General features: G+C 63.0%; 18 protein-coding genes. 8 read left to right on the top strand and 10 right to left on the bottom strand.

Annotated elements, in window-relative coordinates:
* The first annotated feature begins 201 nt into the window (after positions 1-201).
* Positions 202-1,140, top strand: coding sequence for a GlxA family transcriptional regulator (locus tag ABVN20_RS04895; protein ID WP_368554365.1), 939 nt, complete (start codon positions 202-204; stop codon positions 1,138-1,140).
* 56 nt (positions 1,141-1,196) lie between these two features.
* Here ABVN20_RS04895 and ABVN20_RS04890 read toward each other — a convergent pair whose 3' ends face one another.
* Together ABVN20_RS04890 and ABVN20_RS04885 are read right to left on the bottom strand one after the other, a co-directional pair.
* Positions 1,197-1,955 (bottom strand): SDR family NAD(P)-dependent oxidoreductase, encoded by a 759-nt coding sequence (locus ABVN20_RS04890; RefSeq protein ID WP_368554364.1) that lies wholly within the window; start codon positions 1,953-1,955, stop codon positions 1,197-1,199.
* Positions 1,956-2,074: 119 nt separating this feature from the next.
* A complete protein-coding gene (locus ABVN20_RS04885; RefSeq protein ID WP_368554363.1) occupies positions 2,075-2,725 on the bottom strand; it encodes an NADPH-dependent F420 reductase in 651 nt (216 codons plus the stop codon).
* Between the two features lie 144 nt (positions 2,726-2,869).
* Between ABVN20_RS04885 and ABVN20_RS04880 the strand changes: the two genes are divergently transcribed.
* The 3 genes from ABVN20_RS04880 to ABVN20_RS04870 all read left to right on the top strand — a co-directional run bounded on the left by ABVN20_RS04880 (position 2,870) and on the right by ABVN20_RS04870 (position 5,781).
* Positions 2,870-3,454 (top strand): TetR/AcrR family transcriptional regulator, encoded by a 585-nt coding sequence (locus ABVN20_RS04880; RefSeq protein WP_368554362.1) that lies wholly within the window; start codon positions 2,870-2,872, stop codon positions 3,452-3,454.
* A gap of 268 nt (positions 3,455-3,722) precedes the next feature.
* Positions 3,723-4,739: a nitrilase-related carbon-nitrogen hydrolase gene (locus tag ABVN20_RS04875; RefSeq protein ID WP_368554361.1), complete on the top strand. Its 1,017-nt coding sequence runs from the start codon at positions 3,723-3,725 to the stop codon at positions 4,737-4,739.
* A 79-nt stretch (positions 4,740-4,818) separates the two neighbouring features.
* Positions 4,819-5,781, top strand: a complete 963-nt coding sequence (locus ABVN20_RS04870; RefSeq protein ID WP_368554360.1) for an AraC family transcriptional regulator — start codon at positions 4,819-4,821, stop codon at positions 5,779-5,781.
* Positions 5,782-5,808: 27 nt separating this feature from the next.
* On the opposite strand, the gene ABVN20_RS04865 is transcribed toward ABVN20_RS04870, so the two are convergent.
* Both ABVN20_RS04865 and ABVN20_RS04860 read right to left on the bottom strand, forming a co-directional pair.
* Positions 5,809-6,045 carry a cytoplasmic protein gene (locus ABVN20_RS04865; protein ID WP_368554359.1) on the bottom strand — a complete coding sequence of 79 codons (237 nt, stop codon included), beginning with the start codon at positions 6,043-6,045 and terminating at the stop codon, positions 5,809-5,811.
* Between the two features lie 31 nt (positions 6,046-6,076).
* Positions 6,077-6,889 carry a YggS family pyridoxal phosphate-dependent enzyme gene (locus tag ABVN20_RS04860; protein WP_368554358.1) on the bottom strand — a complete coding sequence of 271 codons (813 nt, stop codon included), beginning with the start codon at positions 6,887-6,889 and terminating at the stop codon, positions 6,077-6,079.
* 110 nt (positions 6,890-6,999) lie between these two features.
* On the opposite strand from ABVN20_RS04860, the gene ptsJ reads away from it, so the two are divergent.
* Positions 7,000-8,295: a transcriptional regulator PtsJ gene (ptsJ, locus tag ABVN20_RS04855; protein WP_368554357.1), complete on the top strand. Its 1,296-nt coding sequence runs from the start codon at positions 7,000-7,002 to the stop codon at positions 8,293-8,295.
* A gap of 14 nt (positions 8,296-8,309) precedes the next feature.
* Positions 8,310-9,032, top strand: a complete 723-nt coding sequence (locus ABVN20_RS04850) for a type 1 glutamine amidotransferase (protein ID WP_368554356.1) — start codon at positions 8,310-8,312, stop codon at positions 9,030-9,032.
* A 57-nt stretch (positions 9,033-9,089) separates the two neighbouring features.
* On the opposite strand, the gene ABVN20_RS04845 is transcribed toward ABVN20_RS04850, so the two are convergent.
* A complete protein-coding gene (locus ABVN20_RS04845; protein WP_368554355.1) occupies positions 9,090-11,123 on the bottom strand; it encodes a TonB-dependent receptor in 2,034 nt (677 codons plus the stop codon).
* A gap of 247 nt (positions 11,124-11,370) precedes the next feature.
* Between ABVN20_RS04845 and yghU the strand changes: the two genes are divergently transcribed.
* Positions 11,371-12,237 carry a glutathione-dependent disulfide-bond oxidoreductase gene (yghU, locus tag ABVN20_RS04840; protein ID WP_368554354.1) on the top strand — a complete coding sequence of 289 codons (867 nt, stop codon included), beginning with the start codon at positions 11,371-11,373 and terminating at the stop codon, positions 12,235-12,237.
* A 14-nt stretch (positions 12,238-12,251) separates the two neighbouring features.
* On the top strand, positions 12,252-12,860 hold the full coding sequence (gene gstA, locus ABVN20_RS04835; RefSeq protein WP_368554353.1) for a glutathione transferase GstA: 609 nt from the start codon (positions 12,252-12,254) through the stop codon (positions 12,858-12,860).
* A gap of 39 nt (positions 12,861-12,899) precedes the next feature.
* On the opposite strand, the gene ABVN20_RS04830 is transcribed toward gstA, so the two are convergent.
* The 5 genes from ABVN20_RS04830 to ABVN20_RS04810 are packed head-to-tail and all read right to left on the bottom strand — an operon-like array spanning position 12,900 to position 20,821.
* A complete protein-coding gene (locus ABVN20_RS04830; protein WP_368554352.1) occupies positions 12,900-13,811 on the bottom strand; it encodes a LysR substrate-binding domain-containing protein in 912 nt (303 codons plus the stop codon).
* Positions 13,812-13,826: 15 nt separating this feature from the next.
* Positions 13,827-14,915 carry an NADH:flavin oxidoreductase gene (locus ABVN20_RS04825; RefSeq protein WP_368554351.1) on the bottom strand — a complete coding sequence of 363 codons (1,089 nt, stop codon included), beginning with the start codon at positions 14,913-14,915 and terminating at the stop codon, positions 13,827-13,829.
* A 22-nt stretch (positions 14,916-14,937) separates the two neighbouring features.
* Positions 14,938-16,452, bottom strand: coding sequence for an efflux transporter outer membrane subunit (locus ABVN20_RS04820; RefSeq protein ID WP_368554350.1), 1,515 nt, complete (start codon positions 16,450-16,452; stop codon positions 14,938-14,940).
* Positions 16,449-19,649, bottom strand: coding sequence for an efflux RND transporter permease subunit (locus ABVN20_RS04815; RefSeq protein WP_368554349.1), 3,201 nt, complete (start codon positions 19,647-19,649; stop codon positions 16,449-16,451). Before ABVN20_RS04815 ends, ABVN20_RS04820 begins: the two co-directional genes overlap by 4 nt.
* Positions 19,646-20,821 carry an efflux RND transporter periplasmic adaptor subunit gene (locus ABVN20_RS04810; protein ID WP_368554348.1) on the bottom strand — a complete coding sequence of 392 codons (1,176 nt, stop codon included), beginning with the start codon at positions 20,819-20,821 and terminating at the stop codon, positions 19,646-19,648. The genes ABVN20_RS04815 and ABVN20_RS04810 overlap by 4 nt, the downstream gene beginning before the upstream one ends.
* Between the last annotated feature and the right edge of the window lie 74 nt (positions 20,822-20,895).

Raw genomic sequence — 20,895 nt, 5'->3', positions numbered from 1 at the left:
CAAGTCCAACCGAATCAGTAGACCAGTCGTCTAATCCGTTGGAGTGGATATTAGGAGCCGCCCAAAACATCCACAATGTCAAATCCGCAAGGATTCCGGACATGGATCCGACATTGACCGGATTTCGCGGAACGCACGTTGCCGTTTACCCCACCAACGCCGACAATCGCTTTCACGTCGCCGCCGTCCCGGAGTGTTTTCATGCATAGCGTTGCATTGGTCGTTTATCCGAATTTCCAGTCACTGAGTCTGTCCCTGGGTTCGGTGTTCGAGTGCGCGAACCTGTTTCGAGGCGAGCCGGCCTATGAGTTTCACCTGGTGTCGGAGACGGGCGGAGCGGTCATGTGTTCTCAGGGGTTCTCCGTGAACACCACGCCCATGAGAGCCGAGGGTTACGACACCGTGATCGTCAGCGGCTATCTGGAGTACCACTTGCCGGAAACCCATCTTCAGGAATTCGTTAAAGCGGCATCGGCGCAGTCAAGACGTGTCGTGGCGCTGTGCACCGGTGTGTTCGTCCTCGCCGAGGCGGGCTTGCTGGAAGGAAAACGCGCGGCGACACACTGGCTGCACGCACCGGCGTTCAAGAAGCGCTACCCGGAAATTCCCATGGAGGAAGACAAGTTGTTTCTGGTCGATGGCCAGATATGGACCGGGGCCGGGATGACCGCCGGTGTGGACCTTGCACTGGCCATGGTCGAGAACGATCTGGGCAGCGACCTTGCCCGCAGGGTCGCGCGCAAGCTGGTCATCTATCAGCGCCGGGGCAGCGAGCAATCGCAATTGTCGGCATTGCTGGAACTGGACCCCAAATCCGACCGGGTGCAATTGGCGATGGCCTATGCGCGAGAGAATTTGACTGATGATCTTTCGGTCGAGGCGCTCGCCGCTGTCGCTCGGCTCAGCCCACGCCAGTTCAGCCGGGTGTTCCGTGAGGAGACCGGGCAAACGCCGGCCAAGGCCATCGAAAGCCTGCGGGTCGAGGCGGCCCGCATCATGATGGAAACCAGTCGCCATCCCATTGAGGTGATCGCACGGGAGTCAGGGTTCGGTGATCGGGAACGGATGCGCCAGGCGTTTCTGCGGGCGTTCGGACAACCGCCGCAAGCCATGCAGAATGCGCTTTTCAACGTGGGGTAAAGCGATTGCTGCCCCTCCCTGCCGGGCAGCAACCGCGTGTGGGTATCGGTCGGTTATCAGATACCCAGGCCACCGGCCATGTCGATGGCGCCACCGGTGATGTAACCGCCATTCGGCCCGGCGAGGAAGCAGACCGTGGCCGACACCTCTTCCAGCGTGGCGATGCGGCGGATCGGATGCATATCCAGAACGGCGTCAGGCACCTCATCACCCAGTACACCGGTCATCATGTCGGTCGGCATGATGCCGGGCTGGAGAACGCTGACTGCGATATTGCGCGGCCCCAGGTCCCGGGCAACCCCCTTTGCGTATCCCGCGATCGCCGCCTTGGTGCCTGAGTAGTCGGCGGCCCCCGAGAAGGGAACGCGACCGCCCATCAATGAGCCGATGAAGATGATCCGCCCGCCATCCGTCAGCACTCGGGAAGCGGCACGCGTGGTCGCCACGGCGCCCAATACGTTGACTTGCCACTGGCGATCGAGATTGACGGTGTCCAGGTTGGGGTCATCGACCGTCTGGCCTTGCACCGCGATGGCCGCATTATTGATGAGGATGTCGAGCTTGCCGAAATGAGCGATGACTTCTTCAACCAACGGTCTGGCAGCGGACAAATCGGCCTGATCGCTTCTGATCGCCACCGCGCGAACCCCTTTCGCCTTCAATTGCTCGACGACGGCTTCTGCTTTCCCGGCGGACGCCACATAACTGATGGCAACGTCAGCGCCCTGTTCGGCCAGCGCCTGTGCAATGGCCGCACCGAGCCCCCTTGAGCCGCCAGTGACCAACGCCACCTTGCCTGCCAATGTCTTGTGCATCAACGAATCCTCTTCATTCAGGACGAGAGCGTCCGGTTCTTGTGGTTTATTCGTAACGGCCATTACGCTAACGAACGTTATGGAATTAACCCGCACCTGTCAAGCACCGGGGAAATGCTTCAGCTCTGGGTATTTCGCCGGGCGCTGGCGAGGTTGGATGCCAGCTCCAACCGGGTCTGTCGCTCTTGTTTCCAGGCTGGCTGGCCGGGAGCGTTGCGCCAGGATTCGCTGAGGGGGCTGTGATCGACCGCATCGAAACCGAATTGGTCGTACAGGCGAGTCACCAGGGCCACCGCCTCCGGAAAATCACTGGAAACCGCCAATGCCAGACGGTCGGGAACACCGCCTGCCATTCCCCAGGTGAGAATGCGCGGTGCCTGGATGTGAGTGAATGCCTTGACCACTCTGGAGGCCGGCAGCTGTTCCTGGCGCAGTTCGTGGACGGTCTTCTCGCCCGAGTCGACCATTGGAAAATGGCCATCGCGCCAGGTCATGTAGTTGTTCGTATCAATCACGATTTTCCCCGCCAGCGCGGCCACGGGCATGTCATTGATCAACTTCAGGGGAACCGCGATCACGACGAAATCTCCGGCCCTGGCAGCGCCCTCCGCCGTTGCGGCCCTGGCTGCCGGCCCCAGCGCTTGAACAAGCTCGCTCAAGGTGTCCGGGCTTCGCGAGTTGGCGATCACTACGTGGTAACCCTGAGCGATAGCCGCGCGCGCGAGGTGTGTACCGACCTCTCCCGCGCCGATGATGCCGATGGTTGTCATAGCGTTTGTTCCTCGATGTTCGGGGTTGATCTTGAAGAAGGCAGGTATGCGTACTGATCGTTACGCATAACGATCGTTATGCAATAGAGCGTGACCCGTCAAATGGTTTAATATCGGTCATTACGAAAAAACCGAGGCGGTTCGATGGGAAGGCAACGAGAGTTCGACGTGGAACAAGCGCTGGATGCCGCACTGTGTGTGTTCTGGCGCAAGGGCTATGAAGGCGCGTCGTACACCGACCTGACGCAAGCGACCGGTGTCGAACGCCCGGCACTCTATTCCGCGTTTGGCAACAAGGAAGCGTTGTTCCGCCGGGCGCTGGAACGCTACTACGAGCACTACCTGGACTTCTTTCCCGCAGCGCTGGAGTTGCCGACTGCGCGGGAAGTCGTCGAACGCATCCTGCGCGCGTCAGTCGAGCTCAATACACGTTATGCCGATCGCACGGGCTGCCTGGGAATCCACGGCGCACTGGCAGGCTCGGATGATGCCGCGCCTATCCAACACGCCCTGATCGAGGCGCGTGCAGACGGCGAGAAGTCGCTACGTGAACGCCTCGAACGAGCCCGCGACGATGGCGACCTGCCGCAGACGGTGAACTGCGCCGTGCTCGCCGCTCTCGTGCTGGCCGTGCTGCATGGCATGGCCGTACAGGCCAAGGCCGGATTCAGTCGGGAGGTGCTGGACTCGGTGGTCGAGCAGTTCCTGTCGACCTGGCCATCGGCCTGACACGGCGTATCCACGCAGAAGCGGGAGAAGCACTGGCGGGCACGCAGACTTGCGACAAAGAAACAGCCACGTCGTTATTGAGCCGATCGAGCAAAAGAATGACTCTCCAGAGCATGGGGAGAATCAGACCGCGTCCCTAGACTGGTGGCCGACCTAGCGACTTCTCGCTATGTCGCCCCTTCGAAGCGTTCGACATCACCAGCCCAGTGCGGTCTGGCAATGGACGAGCCGACGAAGATCCCAACCACCTTTCAGGCGCTCATTCACCATGGCTCAAGATCACTCGCAATCCAGAACCGTCCGCGTTGCGGCCGTCCAGTACGCACCGGACCTGAACAGCACCGAAGGAACGCTGCAACGGGTCCTCGGCGCGGTCGCCGAAGCCGCCGCCAAGGGAGCCCAACTCATCGTCTTCCCGGAGGCGTTCATTCCCTACTACCCGTACTATTCCGCGGTGCTGCCTCCAGCCGCCATGGGCGCCGAACAAAACCGGCTCTACGCCAATGCCGTTCGCGTACCGGGCCCGGTGACCGAAGCGCTCAGCGAGGCTGCGCGCCGCCATCGGATCGTCCTGGCAGTCGGTGTTACCGAGCGCGACCACGGCACGCTCTACAACACGCAACTGATTTTCGACGTGGATGGCTCGCTCATCCAGAAACACCGCAAGATCTCGCCGGCTCCCCATGAGCGTCTGGTGTGGGGCGAAGGCGACGGCACCAGTATCAAGGTCGTGGAAAGCACTGTCGGACGCCTGGGTGCCCTGACGTGCTGGGAGCACTACAACCCGCTGGCGCGTTTCTCGCTCATAGCTCAACATGAGGAAATTCACATTTCCACGTACATTGGCTCGATCTTTGGCCCGGTGTTCAGCAATCAGACCGAAACCCAGCTGTTGAACCATGCCCTGGAAAGCGGCTGCTTTGTGGTGAACGCCACGGCTTGGCTGACCGATGAACAGCGTGCCAGTATCGTCGGCGATACGGGAATGCAGAAGGTACTGACCGGGGGTTGCATGACGGCAATCATCGGTCCGGATGGTCAGCATGTGGTGGCGCCGCTGACCGAAGGTGAAGGCATCCTGATCGCCGATCTGGATTTCTCCGAAATCACCAACTCGAAGCGCATCAGGGATTCGGTGGGTCACTATTCGCGCCCCGATCTGTTCAGCCTTGCGGTGCATAGCAAGCCGACACCGCATCTGCGCGGTGTCAGCAGCTGCGGCGCCGCCAGCAGGGAGAACGTCGAGGCGGCGCAAGTGCCCGCCACTGCCGAAACAGAGGCCTGAACGCTGGCCGCACTGGCGTGTGTGTTCACGCACGCCGGTGCGGCACAGGCCGTTCGACGATAAACGATTGGGTGAACCCATGTTGCTTGCTCAAGATGCACTCAGCCAGCTGCTCCTGCTGCATCCGGTACGGGCAGAGTTGAACACACGCTGCAGTTTCCGTGCGCCATGGAGAATGGAACACCCGCTGGCGACAGCAACCGTCGCCCCTTATCACCTGGTGGTCGAGGGCACGGCGATGGTCGATATCGAGGGCCACGACACCCTCGCGCTGCACGCCGGCGACATGCTGGTCTTTCCCCGCGGCCACGCCCATCTCCTGTATACGCCTGATTGCGACGATCGAACGCCGCTGTACACGATGTACCGCGAGACGCCTCTGGCACGGCTGGCCAACGAATCCGGGGGACCGGCGACCGACATTCTGTGCGGGCAATTCCACTTCGACGCCGCAGGCTCGCGCACCCTCGTCGACGCGCTGCCGGACGTTGTGTTGATCCGCACCGCCGGTCGCTCCGAGTTTGTCGGGCTGCAGGCCCTGGTGCAGTTGTTGAGAGATGAAACCAACGAGCCTCGCCCCGGTGCCAGTGCGGTCGTATCGCACCTTGCGTCGGCACTGTTGTTGCTCTTGCTGCGCGCCTGGCTGGAACAGGCACACACGGTGCCGGGCCTGTTTTCGTTACTCGCCGAGCCTAAACTCAATCGCGCGCTGCACCGGATGCTGGTCGAGCCAGGCAAAGCCTGGACACTCGAAGACCTGGCACAGCAGTGCGGCATGTCTCGCGCCACGTTCGTACGTGCGTTCCGCACTGTCGCCGGCACGACACCGGCAGAGCTGCTTCTCTCGATACGCATGACCCAGGCGGCCCAATGCCTGGAGCGAACCCATCGCAGCATTGGCGACATCGGCGAAAGCGTGGGCTACCAGTCGGAAGCGGCCTTCAACCGGGCGTTCAAGCGCCACTACCAAATGGGGCCGGGGCTTTTTCGGCGCGCACGCATGGCCGAGCGCAGCAGCCGGGCAAACAAACAACAACCCTGAGCACCCGCCTGCCTGGCCAGTGTGCGATCAAACGCTTGTGACGCTGACAAAAACAGGCTCACTGCTGAGCAGTCGAATGCCCTCAGGACCGCTTTCCAGCAGGCGTCGCTCCTGTTCAGCCACAAAAAACTCCAACTCGAACCCCTCGGTTTCAGTGAATCGAGAGGCAATCTCCCGAACCGCGCTCGCCGCATTCGGCGTGTTGGAATCAAAATGCCCCAATAGCTTGCCGTGTCGTCGAATGACCAGTCTGTGAGTGTGCATGGCGTGTGTCCCTGTATTGAATGAATTGAGTTCAGTCAGCCTTCGAGGCAGAGGGCCAGTAATGGGAATCGGGCGTGCTGCGCGCACCGAAAATCGCCTGCCCGACCCGCACCACCGTGGCGCCTTCCTCGATGGCAATTTCGTAATCGCCCGACATCCCCATCGATAACTCATCGAGCGTCATACCGCCCGGAAGGTCCTGGCGCAGTTGGTCGCGCAGCTCACGCAGCCGCTTGAAGCAGCAGCGAACCTGCGCGGGCTCCGCCGACAGCACGGCCAGGGTCATCAAGCCGCGCACGCGCAGCGCAGGAAACGCCGGCAGCTCGCGCAGGAACGCCGCGACGTCTTCGGGGCGCAGCCCGTATTTGCTGTCCTCGCCCGATGTATTGACCTGGACGAACACATCCAGCGACCTGCCCGCCTCCTGTAGATGGCGATCCAACACCGCCGCCAGGCGCAGGCTGTCGAGCGCCTGGAACTCGTTGGCAAACTGCGCCACCCCCTTGGCCTTGTTGGTTTGCAGGTGACCGATCACCGACCAGCGCAACGCCGTCAGGTCGCTCATGGCCTGCCACTTCCTGCTGGCTTCCTGGACCTTGTTCTCGCCGAGCAGGTTGCACCCGGCGGCATGGGCCAGGCGTATGCGCGCCTCGTCCACGGTCTTGCTCACCGGCAGCAGGCGCACGCTGTGCTTGTCACGCCCGACACGGGCGCAGGCCGCCTCGATGCGGGCGTTGACCGTGGCCAGGTTGCGCCGGAAATCTTCGACGGTCTCGGCAACCGGCCACAAGCCATGCTGGTCATGGCGGGTCTGGGTGATGGAATCGGCACTGCGCTCGTTCATGTCAGTTTCTCCTGATCATCCGCAGCGGAGCCTGCGTCGCTTGCTCATATCCAAGCGCTTTCATCTCCGCTACACTTTGTCTGTGTCTAAATAAATATTGGCATAGGACAATGATCAAAATCAAAGGAAAATCTGCCCAGGAGATCGCCGACTGCATTCGCGCCCTGGTGCAGAACGGTGAACTCGCGCCCGGTGCGTCGTTACCACCGGTGCGGGAACTGGCCGAAGAGATCAATGTGAATCGCAATACGGTTGCGGCGGCGTACCAGCGTCTGGTGACAGCCGGCATCGCCCTGACCCAGGGCCGCCACGGCACGACCATCTGCCAGGCGCCCCAGGCCGGCGAACAGGAAGGCTTGAGCAGCGGCACGGCGCTGATCGACCTGGCCGATGGCAACCCCAATCCGCTGTGGCTGCCCTCGGTGGCGTCGCTGCTGGCCGGCGCGCTTCCCCGCCCGTATCTGTACGGCGACGACACCGTCCTTCCCGAGCTTCGCGCGCTGGGGCAACAATGGCTGGCCGCTGACTGCCCTGCCCTGCCCAGCATTGAACTGACCCATGGCGCGGTCGATGCCATCGAGCGCCTGGCGGCTGCGCTGCTGGTTCCGGGGGATGGCGTGGCAATCGAAGACCCCGGGTTTCTCGGCACGATCAATGCGCTGCGCCTTGGCGGCATGCGCACCCTCGGTGTCGAGATCGACCGGCACGGCATGACCCCTGCTTCGCTGGAGGCAGCGCTGGTGAAAGGCGCAAGGGCGGTGCTGATCACCCCGCGCGCCCACAACCCGTCGGGTTGCAGCCTGTCCAGCAAGCGGGCGCAGCAGCTGAAAAAGGTATTGGCCCGATTCCCCGAGGTGGCGGTGATCGTCGACGACCACTTCGGCCTGCTCAATGAAACGCCCTACTACTCGGTCATCCCCGCCAATACCCCACGCTGGGCGCTGGTGCGCTCGGTATCCAAAGGGCTCGGGCCGGATCTGCGGGTGGCGTTTGTCGGTTGTGACAACGACACCGCCGCGCGCCTGCGCACGCGGCTCACCTCGGGCATGAGCTGGGTCAGCCACATACTTCAGGCGGCGGTGATCACGGGCCTGACGTCCGCCGAATCGCTGGCCCGAATGGAGGAAGCCCGCGTCGGTTACGCACGCCTGCGCAATGAGCTGTGCACGGAACTGGCCCAGGCAGGAGTCGCCACCACCGCACCTGAAGGCGGGTTCAACGTCTGGATCGCATTGCCCAGGGATGCCAAGGACGTGGCCTATGAACTGGCGAAAAAAGGCTGGTTGGTGCGCCTGGGTACGGCCTTCGACATCGAGGGGTATTCGCGGGCAATCCGGGTCACCGTTTCGCACCTGAAGAACGATCAGGCAAAAGCATTCGCGCAGGATCTGCAAGCCTGCCTCTGACTGGAGAAAGAAAATTGAACGTACATTTCGTGGTCCATGAAGCCTTCGAATCGCCGGGCGCCTATGAAACCTGGGTCCAGAGCCGCGGTCATCAGGCCAGCTATTCGCGCGTTTACTTGCATGAGGCGCTGCCCGAAAACCTGGATGATATCGACTTGCTGGTCGTCCTCGGTGGCCCGCAAGGTCCTTCGACCACCCTCGAAGAATGCCCGCACTTCGATGCAGCGGCCGAATGCGCACTGATCGCCAGGGCCGTGGCCGCGAACAAGGCGGTGGTAGGTGTCTGTCTGGGCGCTCAATTGATGGGTGAGGCACTGGGTGGGAAATGCGTCCATAGCCCGGAAGCGGAAATCGGCAACTTCCCGATCACCTTGACCGAGGCCGGCAAGGCCAACGCCAAATTCGCTGATTTCGGCGACACCCTTGAGGTCGGCCATTGGCACAACGACATGCCCGGCCTGACCGCCGACGCCAAAATCCTCGCCGCCAGCGAAGGCTGCCCGCGGCAGATCATCGAGTACGGCAAGCTGGTGTACGGCTTCCAATGCCACATGGAGTTCACCCCCGAGGTCATCGAGCTGCTGATTGGGGCGTCCGGGGAGGATCTGGTGAAACTCTCGCAACGACGCTTCGTGCAACAGCCGCCGACCTTGCGGGCGAATGGCTACACGGCGATGAACCAGAAGCTGTTTGGCTTCCTCGATGCGCTGGTCAGCGACTACAAGGCAACGCGCTAGCGGCGTGCTTGAGCGCCTGCCGCCGAAACGGCAGGCGCGATTGCAGACGGCAGCTGATTAGAACGTCGTGCGCAAACCGACCTGAACGCTGCGCCCCTCGGCGGGTGCGATATCGCGCAGGATCGAACTGGCATAGCGCACGGTCTGGTTGGTCAGGTTCTGTGCATCGACGAACGCCAGCCATTTGCTCTGGCCGACATCAAAGTGGTAGCCGACATTGGCCCCCAGCGTGGTGTAGCCGTCGGTGCTGCTTTCGTTGGCCGGAACCCGGTGCTGCGAACTCGCATGCTCGACGTCGATCCGTGCCTGCCAGCGATCGAGGTTCCACACCAACCCGCTGTTCAGCCTCAGCGGTGCGATACGCGGCAGGTCCTCGCCGGTGTCCAGGTTCTTGGCGCGGGTGTAGTCGCCCGAAAGCTCCAGGGCAAATTGTCCATAGGCGCCCTCGCCGAGCGCCCAGCGATCCTGGGCTTCGATACCGCTGAAACGTGCCCTCACCCCCGTGTAGGCATATTCGGGGATACCGTCAGCATCCTCCTCGCCTTCTTCGTTCAACGTCCGGCCAGTGCCGAGCAGGCCGATGTAGTTGGAGAAGTGGCTGTAGAAGACGCCCACGCTGCCCTTGTGCGTGCCATTGTCAAAGCGCAATGCCAGATCGCTGGAAACTGCTTTTTCCTTGGAAAGCCCGGCATCGCCGACTTCGAATGTGCCCGTCGCGACGTGCGCACCATTGGCATACAACTCATAGAACGTTGGCGCGCGCTCGGTGTACCCCAGGGTAGCCGCAATCGACCAGATCGGCGTGAGCGTATACACCGCGCCCGACGACAGGCTGCCCGCGGTAAAACTGCTGGACCGATCGGCGCCGACGAAACGCTCGTTGCCCTTGGCGTCCGGGTCGACACGGGTATGCTCGAGGCGCCCGCCCAGGCTCAACAACAGTTTGTCGGTGGCTTGCAGTTCTTCCAGCACGAACAGGGCCCCGGCATCGGTATCCGTTTGTGGCACGAATGCCTCTTCGCCCAGCGCCGAGAACTCGTTGCGGCTGACCTGCACGCCGACCACGCCATTCAACGGACCGAGCGGCTGGTGGCGAGCTTCCACCCGCGCTTCGTAGCCCTTGTTCTTGAAGGTCGTACCGACCTCGCCGTCCTCGATTTCGCGGTGCTCGTAATCGGTGTATCCGGCGTCGAGCTTGATCGAACTGAACGGCCCGTCCAGGTTGCGAATTTCCGAGGCGAACGCATAGTGATCCTGCTGCATGCGGATACGCACATCGTCCTCGGCCGGTGAGCCATAGTTGGAGTCATAGTTGCTGTACGACAGCCCGGCGTAACCATCATCCCAGGTGTAGGAGCCACCCACGGCACCGCCGTCCTGGCGCCCGTCGCTGTTGGCCAGTCGGTGCTTGCGCCCCTCGTCATCCCCGGCCCGCTCACGGCTGGTCCTGGCGTAACCGGGGATTTTCAGGTCATTGAATTCACGGGCACTGGCATCCAGGTGCAAGGCAAATGCACCGTCGCCGGCCTCGAGCTTGCCGGCGCTGCTGCGGGTGGTGTCGGCACCGCCGTAGCGCAACTCTCCCGCGCCGTGAATGCCTTCGATCGCCTCGGTCGGGATGCGGTTATCGAAGGTATTGACCACCCCACCGATGGCGCTCCCCCCATACAGCAGGGCCGCGGGGCCACGCACGATTTCGATTCGATCGACGTTGACCGGGTCCAGCGGCACCGCGTGGTCATAAGACAGCGAGGAAGCATCCAGTGCCCCCACACCATTGCGCAGGATGCGAATGCGATCGCCATCCAGCCCGCGAATGATCGGACGACTCGAACCCGGGCCGAAGTAGCTGGACGATACGCCAGGCTGTTTGTTCAGGGTTTCGCCCAGGCTGCCTCTGGTTTGCAGGGTCAATTCGTCACCGCTGAGCACCGTCGAAGGGGATGCGAGGGACTGACTTCCGAGCGGGTTGCCCGTGACGACTTGCGGTTGCAGCTCCAGAGGTTCAGCGGCAAACACGGGCGAAGCCATGAGCAACGCAGCAGCCAAAGGCGTCAGGCGTCGGTAACTCGGCGAACAGCGGGAAGGCATTTGATGACTCCAAAGGATGATGAACGAAAATTTATGTTACATAATAACATTTCCTTCAGTCATCAAAATTCGTCCTTTTTTTTGCTTGTGCTGCTCAAGAACAGGCATTTGAGGGCGGCATGGATTGTTCAGATCCCCGAACACTCAATTCAATTTCCCCACCTATATCCCCTGCCAAGCCGTCGCTAGAGTTTGCCCAGACACTTTCGCCATCACTGCGAACGCCCTGAATCTCAAGGAGGCAACGATGAGCAACAGCCCTCTGGAAAACCAGCCCGCCGGCTACCTGCCCGCCAAGGTCTGGAGCCCGAAGACCGCGTACGGCGGCCAGTTCGCCAGCATCAACCGGCCGGTCTCCGGCGCGCGCTTCGAACAGCCCTTGCCGGTCGGCAAACACCCCTTGCAGCTCTACTCCCAAGGCACGCCCAACGGACAGAAGATCACCATCCTGCTGGAAGAATTGCTGGCCGCCGGGCACACCGGGGCCGAGTACGATGCCTGGCTGATCGACATCTTCAAGGGCGATCAATTCGGCAGTGGTTTCGTCGAGATCAACCCCAACTCGAAGATTCCGGCACTGGTCGATCACTCGGCAGCGCCCGCCATTGAGCTGTTCGAGAGCGGTTCGATCATGGTCTACCTGGCCGAGCGTTTCGGCGCGTTCCTGCCCACCGCTCCCCAGGCACGGGCGCAGACGTTCAACTGGCTGATGTGGCAGATGGGGTCGGCACCGTTCGTGGGGGGTGGCCTGGGCCATTTCTACGCGTATGCGCCGATCAAGATCGAGTACGCGATCGACCGCTACACCATGGAAACCAAGCGCCAGTTGCATGTGCTGGACACGCACCTGGCCAGCCACGAATTCCTCGCCGGCGAGCAATACACCATCGCCGACATGGCGGTGTGGCCGTGGTACCCCGGCAGCCTCTACGGCGTGTATGGCACCCACGAGTTCCTCGAGGTGGAGAACTACACCCACCTGCTGCGTTGGTACAAAACGATCGCCGCGCGCCCGGCCGTGGCGCGGGGGCGGATCGTCAACCGCACCTCGGGCGCGCCCGGCGAGTTCCTGCGCGAACGCCACGCCGCCACAGATTTTGACCTGTTGTCCTGAGAGAGGAAGTACCCATGAAGTTGTATTTTTCGCCCGGTTCCTGCGGGCTGTCGCCACAAATCGCCCTGCGCGAAGCCGGGCTGGCCTTCGACCTGATCAAGGTGGATTTCAATACCAAGCAGACCGTCGAAGGCGACTATTTCGAGGTGACGCCGAAGGGCTTTGTCCCGGCCCTGAAACTCGATGACGGCCAGGTCCTGACGGAAGGCGCGGTCATCCTGCAATGGATCGCCGACAAGTTCCCGGAGCGCAATCTGCTGCCAGCCTCGGGCACCCGCGAACGCTACAAGGCGCTGGAGTGGCTGAACTACATCGCCACCGATCTGCACAAGGGCATGGCGGTGATGTTTTCATCGTTCATCGACGACGCCTCGAAGCGGCATTTTGCACAGGGCAACCTGGCCGAACGCTTCCAATACATCGAAGAACATCTGGCGGGCAATGACTACCTGCTGGGCGAGAAATTCTCCCTGGCCGATGGCTACCTGTACAACGTCCTGTCCTGGCCGCCACGGGTGAACATCGACATTTCCCACTACAGCGCCATCCAGACGTTCATGGCGCGCATGGAACGCCGTCCCAGCGTCCACGCCGCCATCGAAGCCGAACAATCGTTCGCCTGATCGACGCAGCGCGGCAGGTATCTGCCTGCCGCGCACCGGCTAAGCCAGGGTCGGGTGATGGGCAAACAGCTGCGTGACCCATTCGACAAACACCCGCACCTTGGCCGACAGGTAGCGGTTTTCCGGGTACACCACGTGGATCGGCAGCGGCTCATTGGTCCAGTCACCCAGCACCGACACCAGCCGCCCGTCCTCGATCATCGGCGCCATCAGGAAGTCGGCCATCTGCACGATGCCCAGTCCATTAAGCCCCGCCGCCGTGTAGGCATAACTGTCGCTCAAGGCGATATGGCTGGCCAGGGTCACCTGGACGCGCTCGCCGTCCCGGGTGAAATACCAGTCGAACATCTTCCCCGTACGCGATGCGAAGTAATTGACGCAGCGATGCTGCACCAGATCGTTGGGGTGCCGGGGTACGCCGTGGCGCTCCAGATAGGCTGGTGAGGCACAGGTCACGTAACCCATGGCGCCGACGCGGCGCGCGATCAGCCGCGAATCGGGCAAGCGACGGTCGCCGCGAATGGCGCAATCCACACCCTCTTCCACCAGATCCACCTGACGGTCGCTGCAACCCAGCTCCAGGCGAATGTCGGGGTAGCGCGCAAAAAAATCCGGCAGCGCCGGGATGATCACCGCGCTGGCCAGGCCGGTCGGCGCGTCGACACGCAGGCGACCGGAGGGACTCAGGCGGGTCTGCGACAGCGAATCCTCGGCATCGCGCACCTGCGACAGGATCATCACGCAGCGTGCGTAGTACGCCGCGCCGTCAGCCGTGACGCTGACATGGCGGGTGCTGCGATTGAGCAGCTTGACCGCCAATGAGGTTTCCAGCGACTGGATCAAGGTGGACACCGTCGCCTTGGGCAACTTCATGTGCTCGGCCGCACGGGTGAACCCGCCGGCATCCACCACCTGCACGAACACTTCCATCGCCAGGAATTTATTCAACACGGTTCCTCCTCGATATCACAGGCTCCCTCGGACCACGAAACTTTGCCATCCACGCATGTGATTGATAAAGCGCTCACTCATGCCGCCCGAGCGTAAATACTGCGCCGTCACCGGAAGTTTCGGGCTGTCGTAGTGCGGATTGGCCTGAACCTGCAGCGGAAAATCGCGCTGCAGAATGCCGGCACGGCCAATCAGGACGAAATCGCAGCCCTCCTCCAGCAGCTGCGCCGCACGCTGGGCGCCCATGATCTTGCCTGCCGTCCCCAGCTTCACGCCACCCCGGTCAAGGCGGGTGAAAACGCTGAGCATGCTCTGCCCCTTGAACGTCCCGTCCTGAACGATCTGCGCCGAATCCCACAGTGCCAGATCAAGGTAGTCGATCAGTTCGCGCTGAAGGATATCGGCGGTGACCTCGCGCAGTTCCTCCAGGAGCAGCCCATAACGCTCGACCGACAGGCGCCAACCGATCTGGAACGCCGGACCACAGCGCCTGCGGATGCCTTCGATCACCTCCAGGGTGAGGCGAGCGCGGTTTTCCAGGCTGCCGCCATATTTGTCCGTGCGGTCGTTGAACAGCGGCGACAGGAACTCCGAGAGAATCCAGCCGAACGCACCATGGATAGCGACACCATCGAAGCCGGCCTGCTCCGCGCGCACTGCACCGGCGATGAAGTTGTCACGAATGCGCTCGACTTCTTCGGTGGTCAACGCCCGCACGCCCGGTACCGTGTAGTGGGAAGCCGGTGCGGGAATGCCGCCAATCAGCGGATTGGCGCGGTGCCCGGCATGGTGCAATTGCACCGCAGATAAACCACCGCCCTGGCGAATCGCCGACGCCATGGCAGTCAGGCCCGCCAGGTGTTCATCACAGAAAATGCCCAACTGCCGTTCGAAGCCTATGCCGCTGGCCTCGACGTGGGTGGCACAGGTCTGGATCAAGCCGTAGCCGCCTTGTGCCAGTTGCTCGATCCAGTGCTGGTCGAATTCGGACGCACGTCCATCGTGTTCGCTTTGCTGATTGGTCAGCGGTGCGAGCATGAAACGGTTGCGCATGGCTGGGCCATGCAGCAGCTCCAGGGGTTTGAACAGATCGGAAACGGACATGGAACACCTCCAGATGACGAGATCAATGCGATACGGCCAGCGCCTCGGCGCCAGCAACCTCCCAGCCTCCGCCGAGCGCGCGCACCAGGTCCACGGTCGCCCGCGCACGGGCGCCTTCGGACTGGATCAGTGACTGGCGACTGCGCAGCAGCGTGCGCTGGGCATCGACCACCTCCAGGTAATCGACATCCCCTTCGTCGAACCTCGCCTGGGCCGACTGGGCGACCCGTGCCGACGAGTCCTGCGCGCCACGCTGGTGAACGATGCGCTGGTCGAGGGTGCGCAGCGAGGCCAGTGAGTCCTCGACCTCGCGAAAGGCCTGGAGCACCGTCTTGCGGTACTCAGCCACGCGCTGTTCGTAGACGGTGCGGGCGCGGCTGATGTCGGCCTTGCGCCGCCCGCCATCGAACACCGGCAAACTCAGCGCGGTTCCCACCAGCGGGCCCAGCAGGAAGGTGCGCTGGGACCAGTCGGCCAGGTGGCCCAGGTCGTTGGATTCGTAACCCAGGGCGCCGGTCAGCGACAGTGAGGGGAAGAAGGCAGCCTTGGCCACGCCGATCCGCGCATTCTCGGCGGCCATCGCCCGTTCGGCGGCGGCGATATCCGGCCGGCGTTCAAGCAGCGTCGAAGGCACGCCTGGGGGAAGCTTGACCGTGACACTTTCCAGCGGTCTGGCCTCGAGCGAAAACGCTGCCGGCGGCTTGCCCAGCAAGGTCGCCAATGCGTGGGAGGTCAACGCCAATTGCTGCGCCACCGCCAACTGTTCAGCCCGAGCGGAAAACAGCTCGGTCCTGGCCTGATCGACCACATGACTGGGCACCGCGCCGTCACCCAGCTTGCGCTCCAGCAACGACGCTGCGTCTTCTCTGAGCTTTACGGTTTCCTGCAACAGACGCTGCTCACCTTCCAGCTGCCGCAGGCTGAAGTAGGTCGTGGCCACGTCGGCCTGGACGAGCAGCAGCATTTGATGCGCCAGCGCCTGTTGCTGCGCGGCATCGGCCCGCGCGGCGGCAACACTTGCCGACACGCGGCCGAACAGGTCGACTTCGTAGGCGACCGTGGCCTGGGCACGCCACAGGGTTTGCGTGGTGCCGGGGACACCATCGCCCTCGCCGTCGGCCGCCGCTGAGGTGCGCTGACGGGTCGGGCCGAAGCCCGCATTCACGTCCGGCCAACGCGCCGATTCGCTGCGCGACGTCAAGGCACGCGCCTGCTTTAAGCGGGCCATGGCCAGGCTGACATCGGGGTTGGCCGCCAGTGCCTGCTCTTCCAGGCGCATGAGCACCGGGTCGCCCAATACCGTCCACCACGGCGAAGGTTTCTGCTGGTCCGCCGGTTCTGCCGGCTGCCAACGGCCGATGGCTTCGCTGGCTTGCAAGGGTTCGATGGCACGTTCATCGGCTTCGACAAACTGTGCCGGCAACGCCATATCAGGTCGTTGCTCAACGGGCGTCAGCGAGCAGCCCGACAACAGCCACGCAGCGATTGCCACGGCGATTGCATTGAGCGACAGGCGCATTGGGGTCTGACCGGTCATACCTGGCCCTCCGACGATTCAACAGCATGAGGCGCGAGCGAGGGTGCGTCGTGATGCGTGGCGGAGTGCAGCGCCCGGGCACCGCTCAACTTGCGCACCACCACGTAGAACAGCGGCGTCAGGAACAAACCGAACAGCGTCACGCCGATCATGCCGAAGAACACCGAGATGCCCATGGCCTGGCGCATTTCCGCCCCGGCACCGGTGGAGGCCACCAGCGGAATCACGCCCATGATGAAGGCCATCGAAGTCATCAGGATCGGCCGCAGGCGCAGGCGACAGGCCTCGATCACCGCTGCCACCGTGGACTTGCCCGCCATCTCCAGTTCCCGGGCGAACTCGACGATCAGGATGGCGTTTTTCGACGCCAGGCCGACGAGCACGATGAGGCCGATCTGGGTGAAGATGTTGTTGTCGCCCTGGGTCAGCCAGACCCCGAGCAGCGCGGAAAAGATGCTCATCGGAATGATCAGAATGATCGCCAGTGGCAGCGTCAGGCTCTCGTACTGGGCCGCCAGCACGAAGAACACCAGCAGCACGCACAGCGGCAGGATCCACACGGCCGTATTGCCGGCGATGATTTGCTGGTAGGTCAGGTCCGTCCACTCGTAGCTCATGCCGGCAGGCAGGGTTTGTGCGGCGATGCGCTGGATCGTCGCCATCGCCTGGTCCGACGAGTAGCCGGGCGCCGGGCTGCCGCTGACATCCGCTGCGGTGAAACCGTTGTAACGCACCACCTGGTCCGGGCCGTAGGTCTGGCTGATCGTCGCCACAGAGGCGATCGGCACCATCTGCCCCGACTCGCTGCGCACGTGCAGTTGGCCGATGTCGTCCGGCTTGGAGCGGAACTCACTGTCGGCCTGCATGCGCACCTGATACACGCGACCAAGGAAGTTGAAGTCGTTGACGTAGTAAGAGCCCAGGAACGCTTGCAGGGTGTTGAGGACCGCCGGCGTGTCCACGCCCAGTTGCTGCGCCCTGGCCCGGTCGATGTCGACTTTCAGTTGCGGCACGTTGACCGTGTAAGTGGAGAACAGCGGTCCGAGTTCCGGTGCCTCGGACGCCTTCTTGATGAACGCCTGGGTCGCGCGGTACAGCTCTTCGTATCCGGCGTCCGCGCGATCTTCGATCTGCAGCTTGAAGCCGCCCAGGGTGCCCAGGCCATACACCGGTGGCGGCGGGAAAATACCGGTGAAGGCATGACCGATGCTGGCAAACTCACGGGCCAGGTCGGCCGCCACCTGGTTGGCACTGATGCCCTTGCGTTCGTTGAACGGCTTGAGCAGGACAAAACTCAGCGCCGTGCTCGAACTCTTGGTCACGGCGTTGATCGACAGGCCGCTGTAGCTCGAAGTGCCCATCACGGCCGGATGCCTGAGGGCGATCTCGTTCATCCGGTTCATGGTCGCTTCGGTGCGATCCAGGGTCGAACCCTCGGGCAACTGCGCCAGGCTGACCAGGTATTCTTTGTCCTGGGCCGGCACGAAACCGCCCGGCACATGCCCGGTGAGCCACCAGGTCGCCGCCAGCAATCCTGCGTACACCACCAGCATGCCGCCTTTGTGCCTGATGAGTTTGCCGATACCCGAACCGTACCCTTCGGAGGCACGCCCGAACGCGCGATTGAAGCGCTCGAAGAATCCTCCGAACAACTTTTGCGTCACTCGGGTCACCGCGTCGGGTGCATCGCCATGGCCCTTGAGCAGCAAGGCCGAGAGCGCTGGCGAGAGTGTCAGCGAGTTGACTGCCGAGATCAGCGTGGAGATGGCGATCGTCACCGCGAACTGCTTGTAGAACTCCCCGGTCAAGCCGCTGAGAAACGCCAGCGGCAGGAACACGGCGGACAGTGTCAGGGCGATGGCGATGATCGGGCCGCTGACTTCGCGCATGGCCTGGTAGGTCGCCTCACGCGGGTTCAGGCCTCGGGCGATGTTGCGCTCGACGTTCTCGACGACCACGATGGCATCGTCGACCACGATACCGATGGCCACCACCAGGCCGAACAACGACAGGGTGTTGATCGAGTAGCCCGCCAGCAGCAGGAAGGTGAACGTACCGATGATCGAAATCGGCACCGCCAGCAGTGGAATGATCGACGCGCGCCAGGTCTGCAGGAACAGGAACACCACCAGCACCACCAGCGCCACGGACTCCAGCAAGGTTTCGATGACCGCATCAATGCCGTTCTGCACCGCACGGCTGGGCTCGTAGACCACGCGATAAACCAGATCTTCGGGGAAGTCCTGCTCCAGTTCCTGCATGGCGCGATGCACCTCGCGTGAGATCTCCAGCGAGTTGGCGCCCGGCGCCTCCTGCACGGTGACCGCCACGGCGGGTGCGTTATCCAGGGTGGCGCGGATGCCATAGTCTTCGGCGCCCAGCTCCACGCGGGCCACGTCACCCAGGCGCGTGATCGCGCCACGGGCGTCGGACTTGATGACGATGCCCTTGAACTCTTCCGGCGTCTTGAGGCGGCCATCGGCGTTGATGTTGAGCTGGAAGGCGGTATCTGCCGGCGTCGGCGCACTGCCGATGGTCCCCACCGCGGCCTGGATGTTCTGGCGACGGATCGCGCTGGCCACATCACTGGCGCTCAGCCCGCGCTCGGCCAGGGCGGCCGGGTCCAGCCAGACGCGCATGGCGTAACCGCCCGGCCCCCAGATCGACACCTCCCCGACCCCGGAAATCCGCGCGAGGCGATCCTTCACATGCAGGATCGCGTAGTTGCTGACGTAGTTGTTGTCATAGGTGCCCTTGGGCGAAACCATGTGCACGGCGATGGTAATGATCGGCGAGTTCTTGATGGCCGTGACGCCCAGGCGCTGCACGTCTTCCGGCAGGCGCGCCTGGGCCTGCGAGACGCGGGTCTGCACGAATTGCTGCGCGCGGTCCGGGTCGGTGCCGAGCTTGAAGGTCACCGTCAGGTAGAGGTGGCCATCGCCGCTGGCCTTGGAGTCCATGTAGAGCATGTCTTGCACGCCGTTGATCGACTGCTCCAGCGGCGCTGCAACGGTCTCGGCGATGGTCTTGGCGTTGGCGCCGGGGTACTGCGCATGCACCACCACCGACGGTGGAATGACCTGCGGGTATTCCGAAACCGGCATGTTGAACGCCGAGACGATCCCCGCAAGCAGGATCAGCGCGGAAATCACACAGGCGAAGATCGGCCGGTCGATGAAAAACTTCGAGATGTTCACGAGCGACCTCCCGGTACCGCACTGGCCTGGGTCTGGGCAGCATCGACGGCGACCGCCTCGACGGCGGCGCCGGGGGCCGCGCGGAACGCGCCGTCGACGATGACCCTGGCGCCCGGTTCGATACCGCTGCGCACCACCCGCTGCTGACCCTGCAGCGTGCCGAGTTCGACGAAACGTCGCTCGACCTTGTTCTCGGCGTTGACCACCAGCACGTACTTGCGGTCCTGATCGGTGCCGATCACGGTTTCCTCGACCGTCACCGCCTCATAGGGCACGCCGCCTTGCAGACGAATGCGCGCCTGCAGGCCCGGGAGCATTTCCGGGCGAACCTGATCAATCCGGGCGCGCACGCGCACCGTTCCCGAACGGGTGTCCATCTGGTTGTCGAGCGCTTCGAGGGTGGCCTTGTAAGGAAAGGCGTTGTCATTGGCCAGGCCGACATTGATCAGCGGTTGCGCCCCGGCGCGCAGGGCTGGCGCGATGATCCGCAGGTAACTTTGTTCGTCGAGGTTGAAGGAGGCATAGAGCTTGTCGTCGGAAACGATCCGGCTCAAGGCAGCGGCATCCCCACCGGCACCCACGACGTTGCCGGCGGTGATTTCCGCGCGGGAGATGCGCCCGGCAATCGGTGCACGCACCTGGGTATAACCGAGCTGCAATTGCGCGTGCGCCAGCGCGGCCTGCGCGCCCGTCACCGCGGCACCTGCTTCGCGGGCGGCATTGTCCAGCGCATCGAACTCGCGACGTGAAATGGCATTGGCGTCGAGCAAGCGCCGCGCGCGTGCCTGCTCGACGCCGGCCAGGCGCTTCTGCTCTTCGATCACCGTCAGGTTGGCCTGTGCCTGGCGCACCTGGGTCTCGTAGGTCGCCGGGTCGATGGTGAACAGCAACTCGCCCTGGCGCACATGCTGGCCGGCCTTGAAGTGCACCGTCAGCAGCGTTCCCGCAACCCTGGGCCGAACGTCGACAACCTCGACGGCTTCCAGGCGCCCGGTGTAGTCCTGTGTATCGGCGACCGAACGCTTCAATGCCGGTTGGTATTTGACGACAGGTAACGGGGCTGTGGCTTCGGCGTGTACGGACGAGCCACTGCTCAAAAACACGCTGCCTGCGCCGAGCGCCGTGATCGCTGTCGCAAGGATCGCTATGTGTGGTTTCTTCAAGGGTTTCATGGAGGTGTGCTTGGCGAAGTGGATTTGCTTTCAGTCTGAGCACGCCGCACAGGGACATCTAGGTCGAAACCTGG

It is taken from the genome of Pseudomonas sp. MYb118 (genome assembly GCF_040947875.1).
Lineage (GTDB): Bacteria > Pseudomonadota > Gammaproteobacteria > Pseudomonadales > Pseudomonadaceae > Aquipseudomonas.
This window is presented reverse-complemented; position numbering and strand designations above follow the sequence as displayed.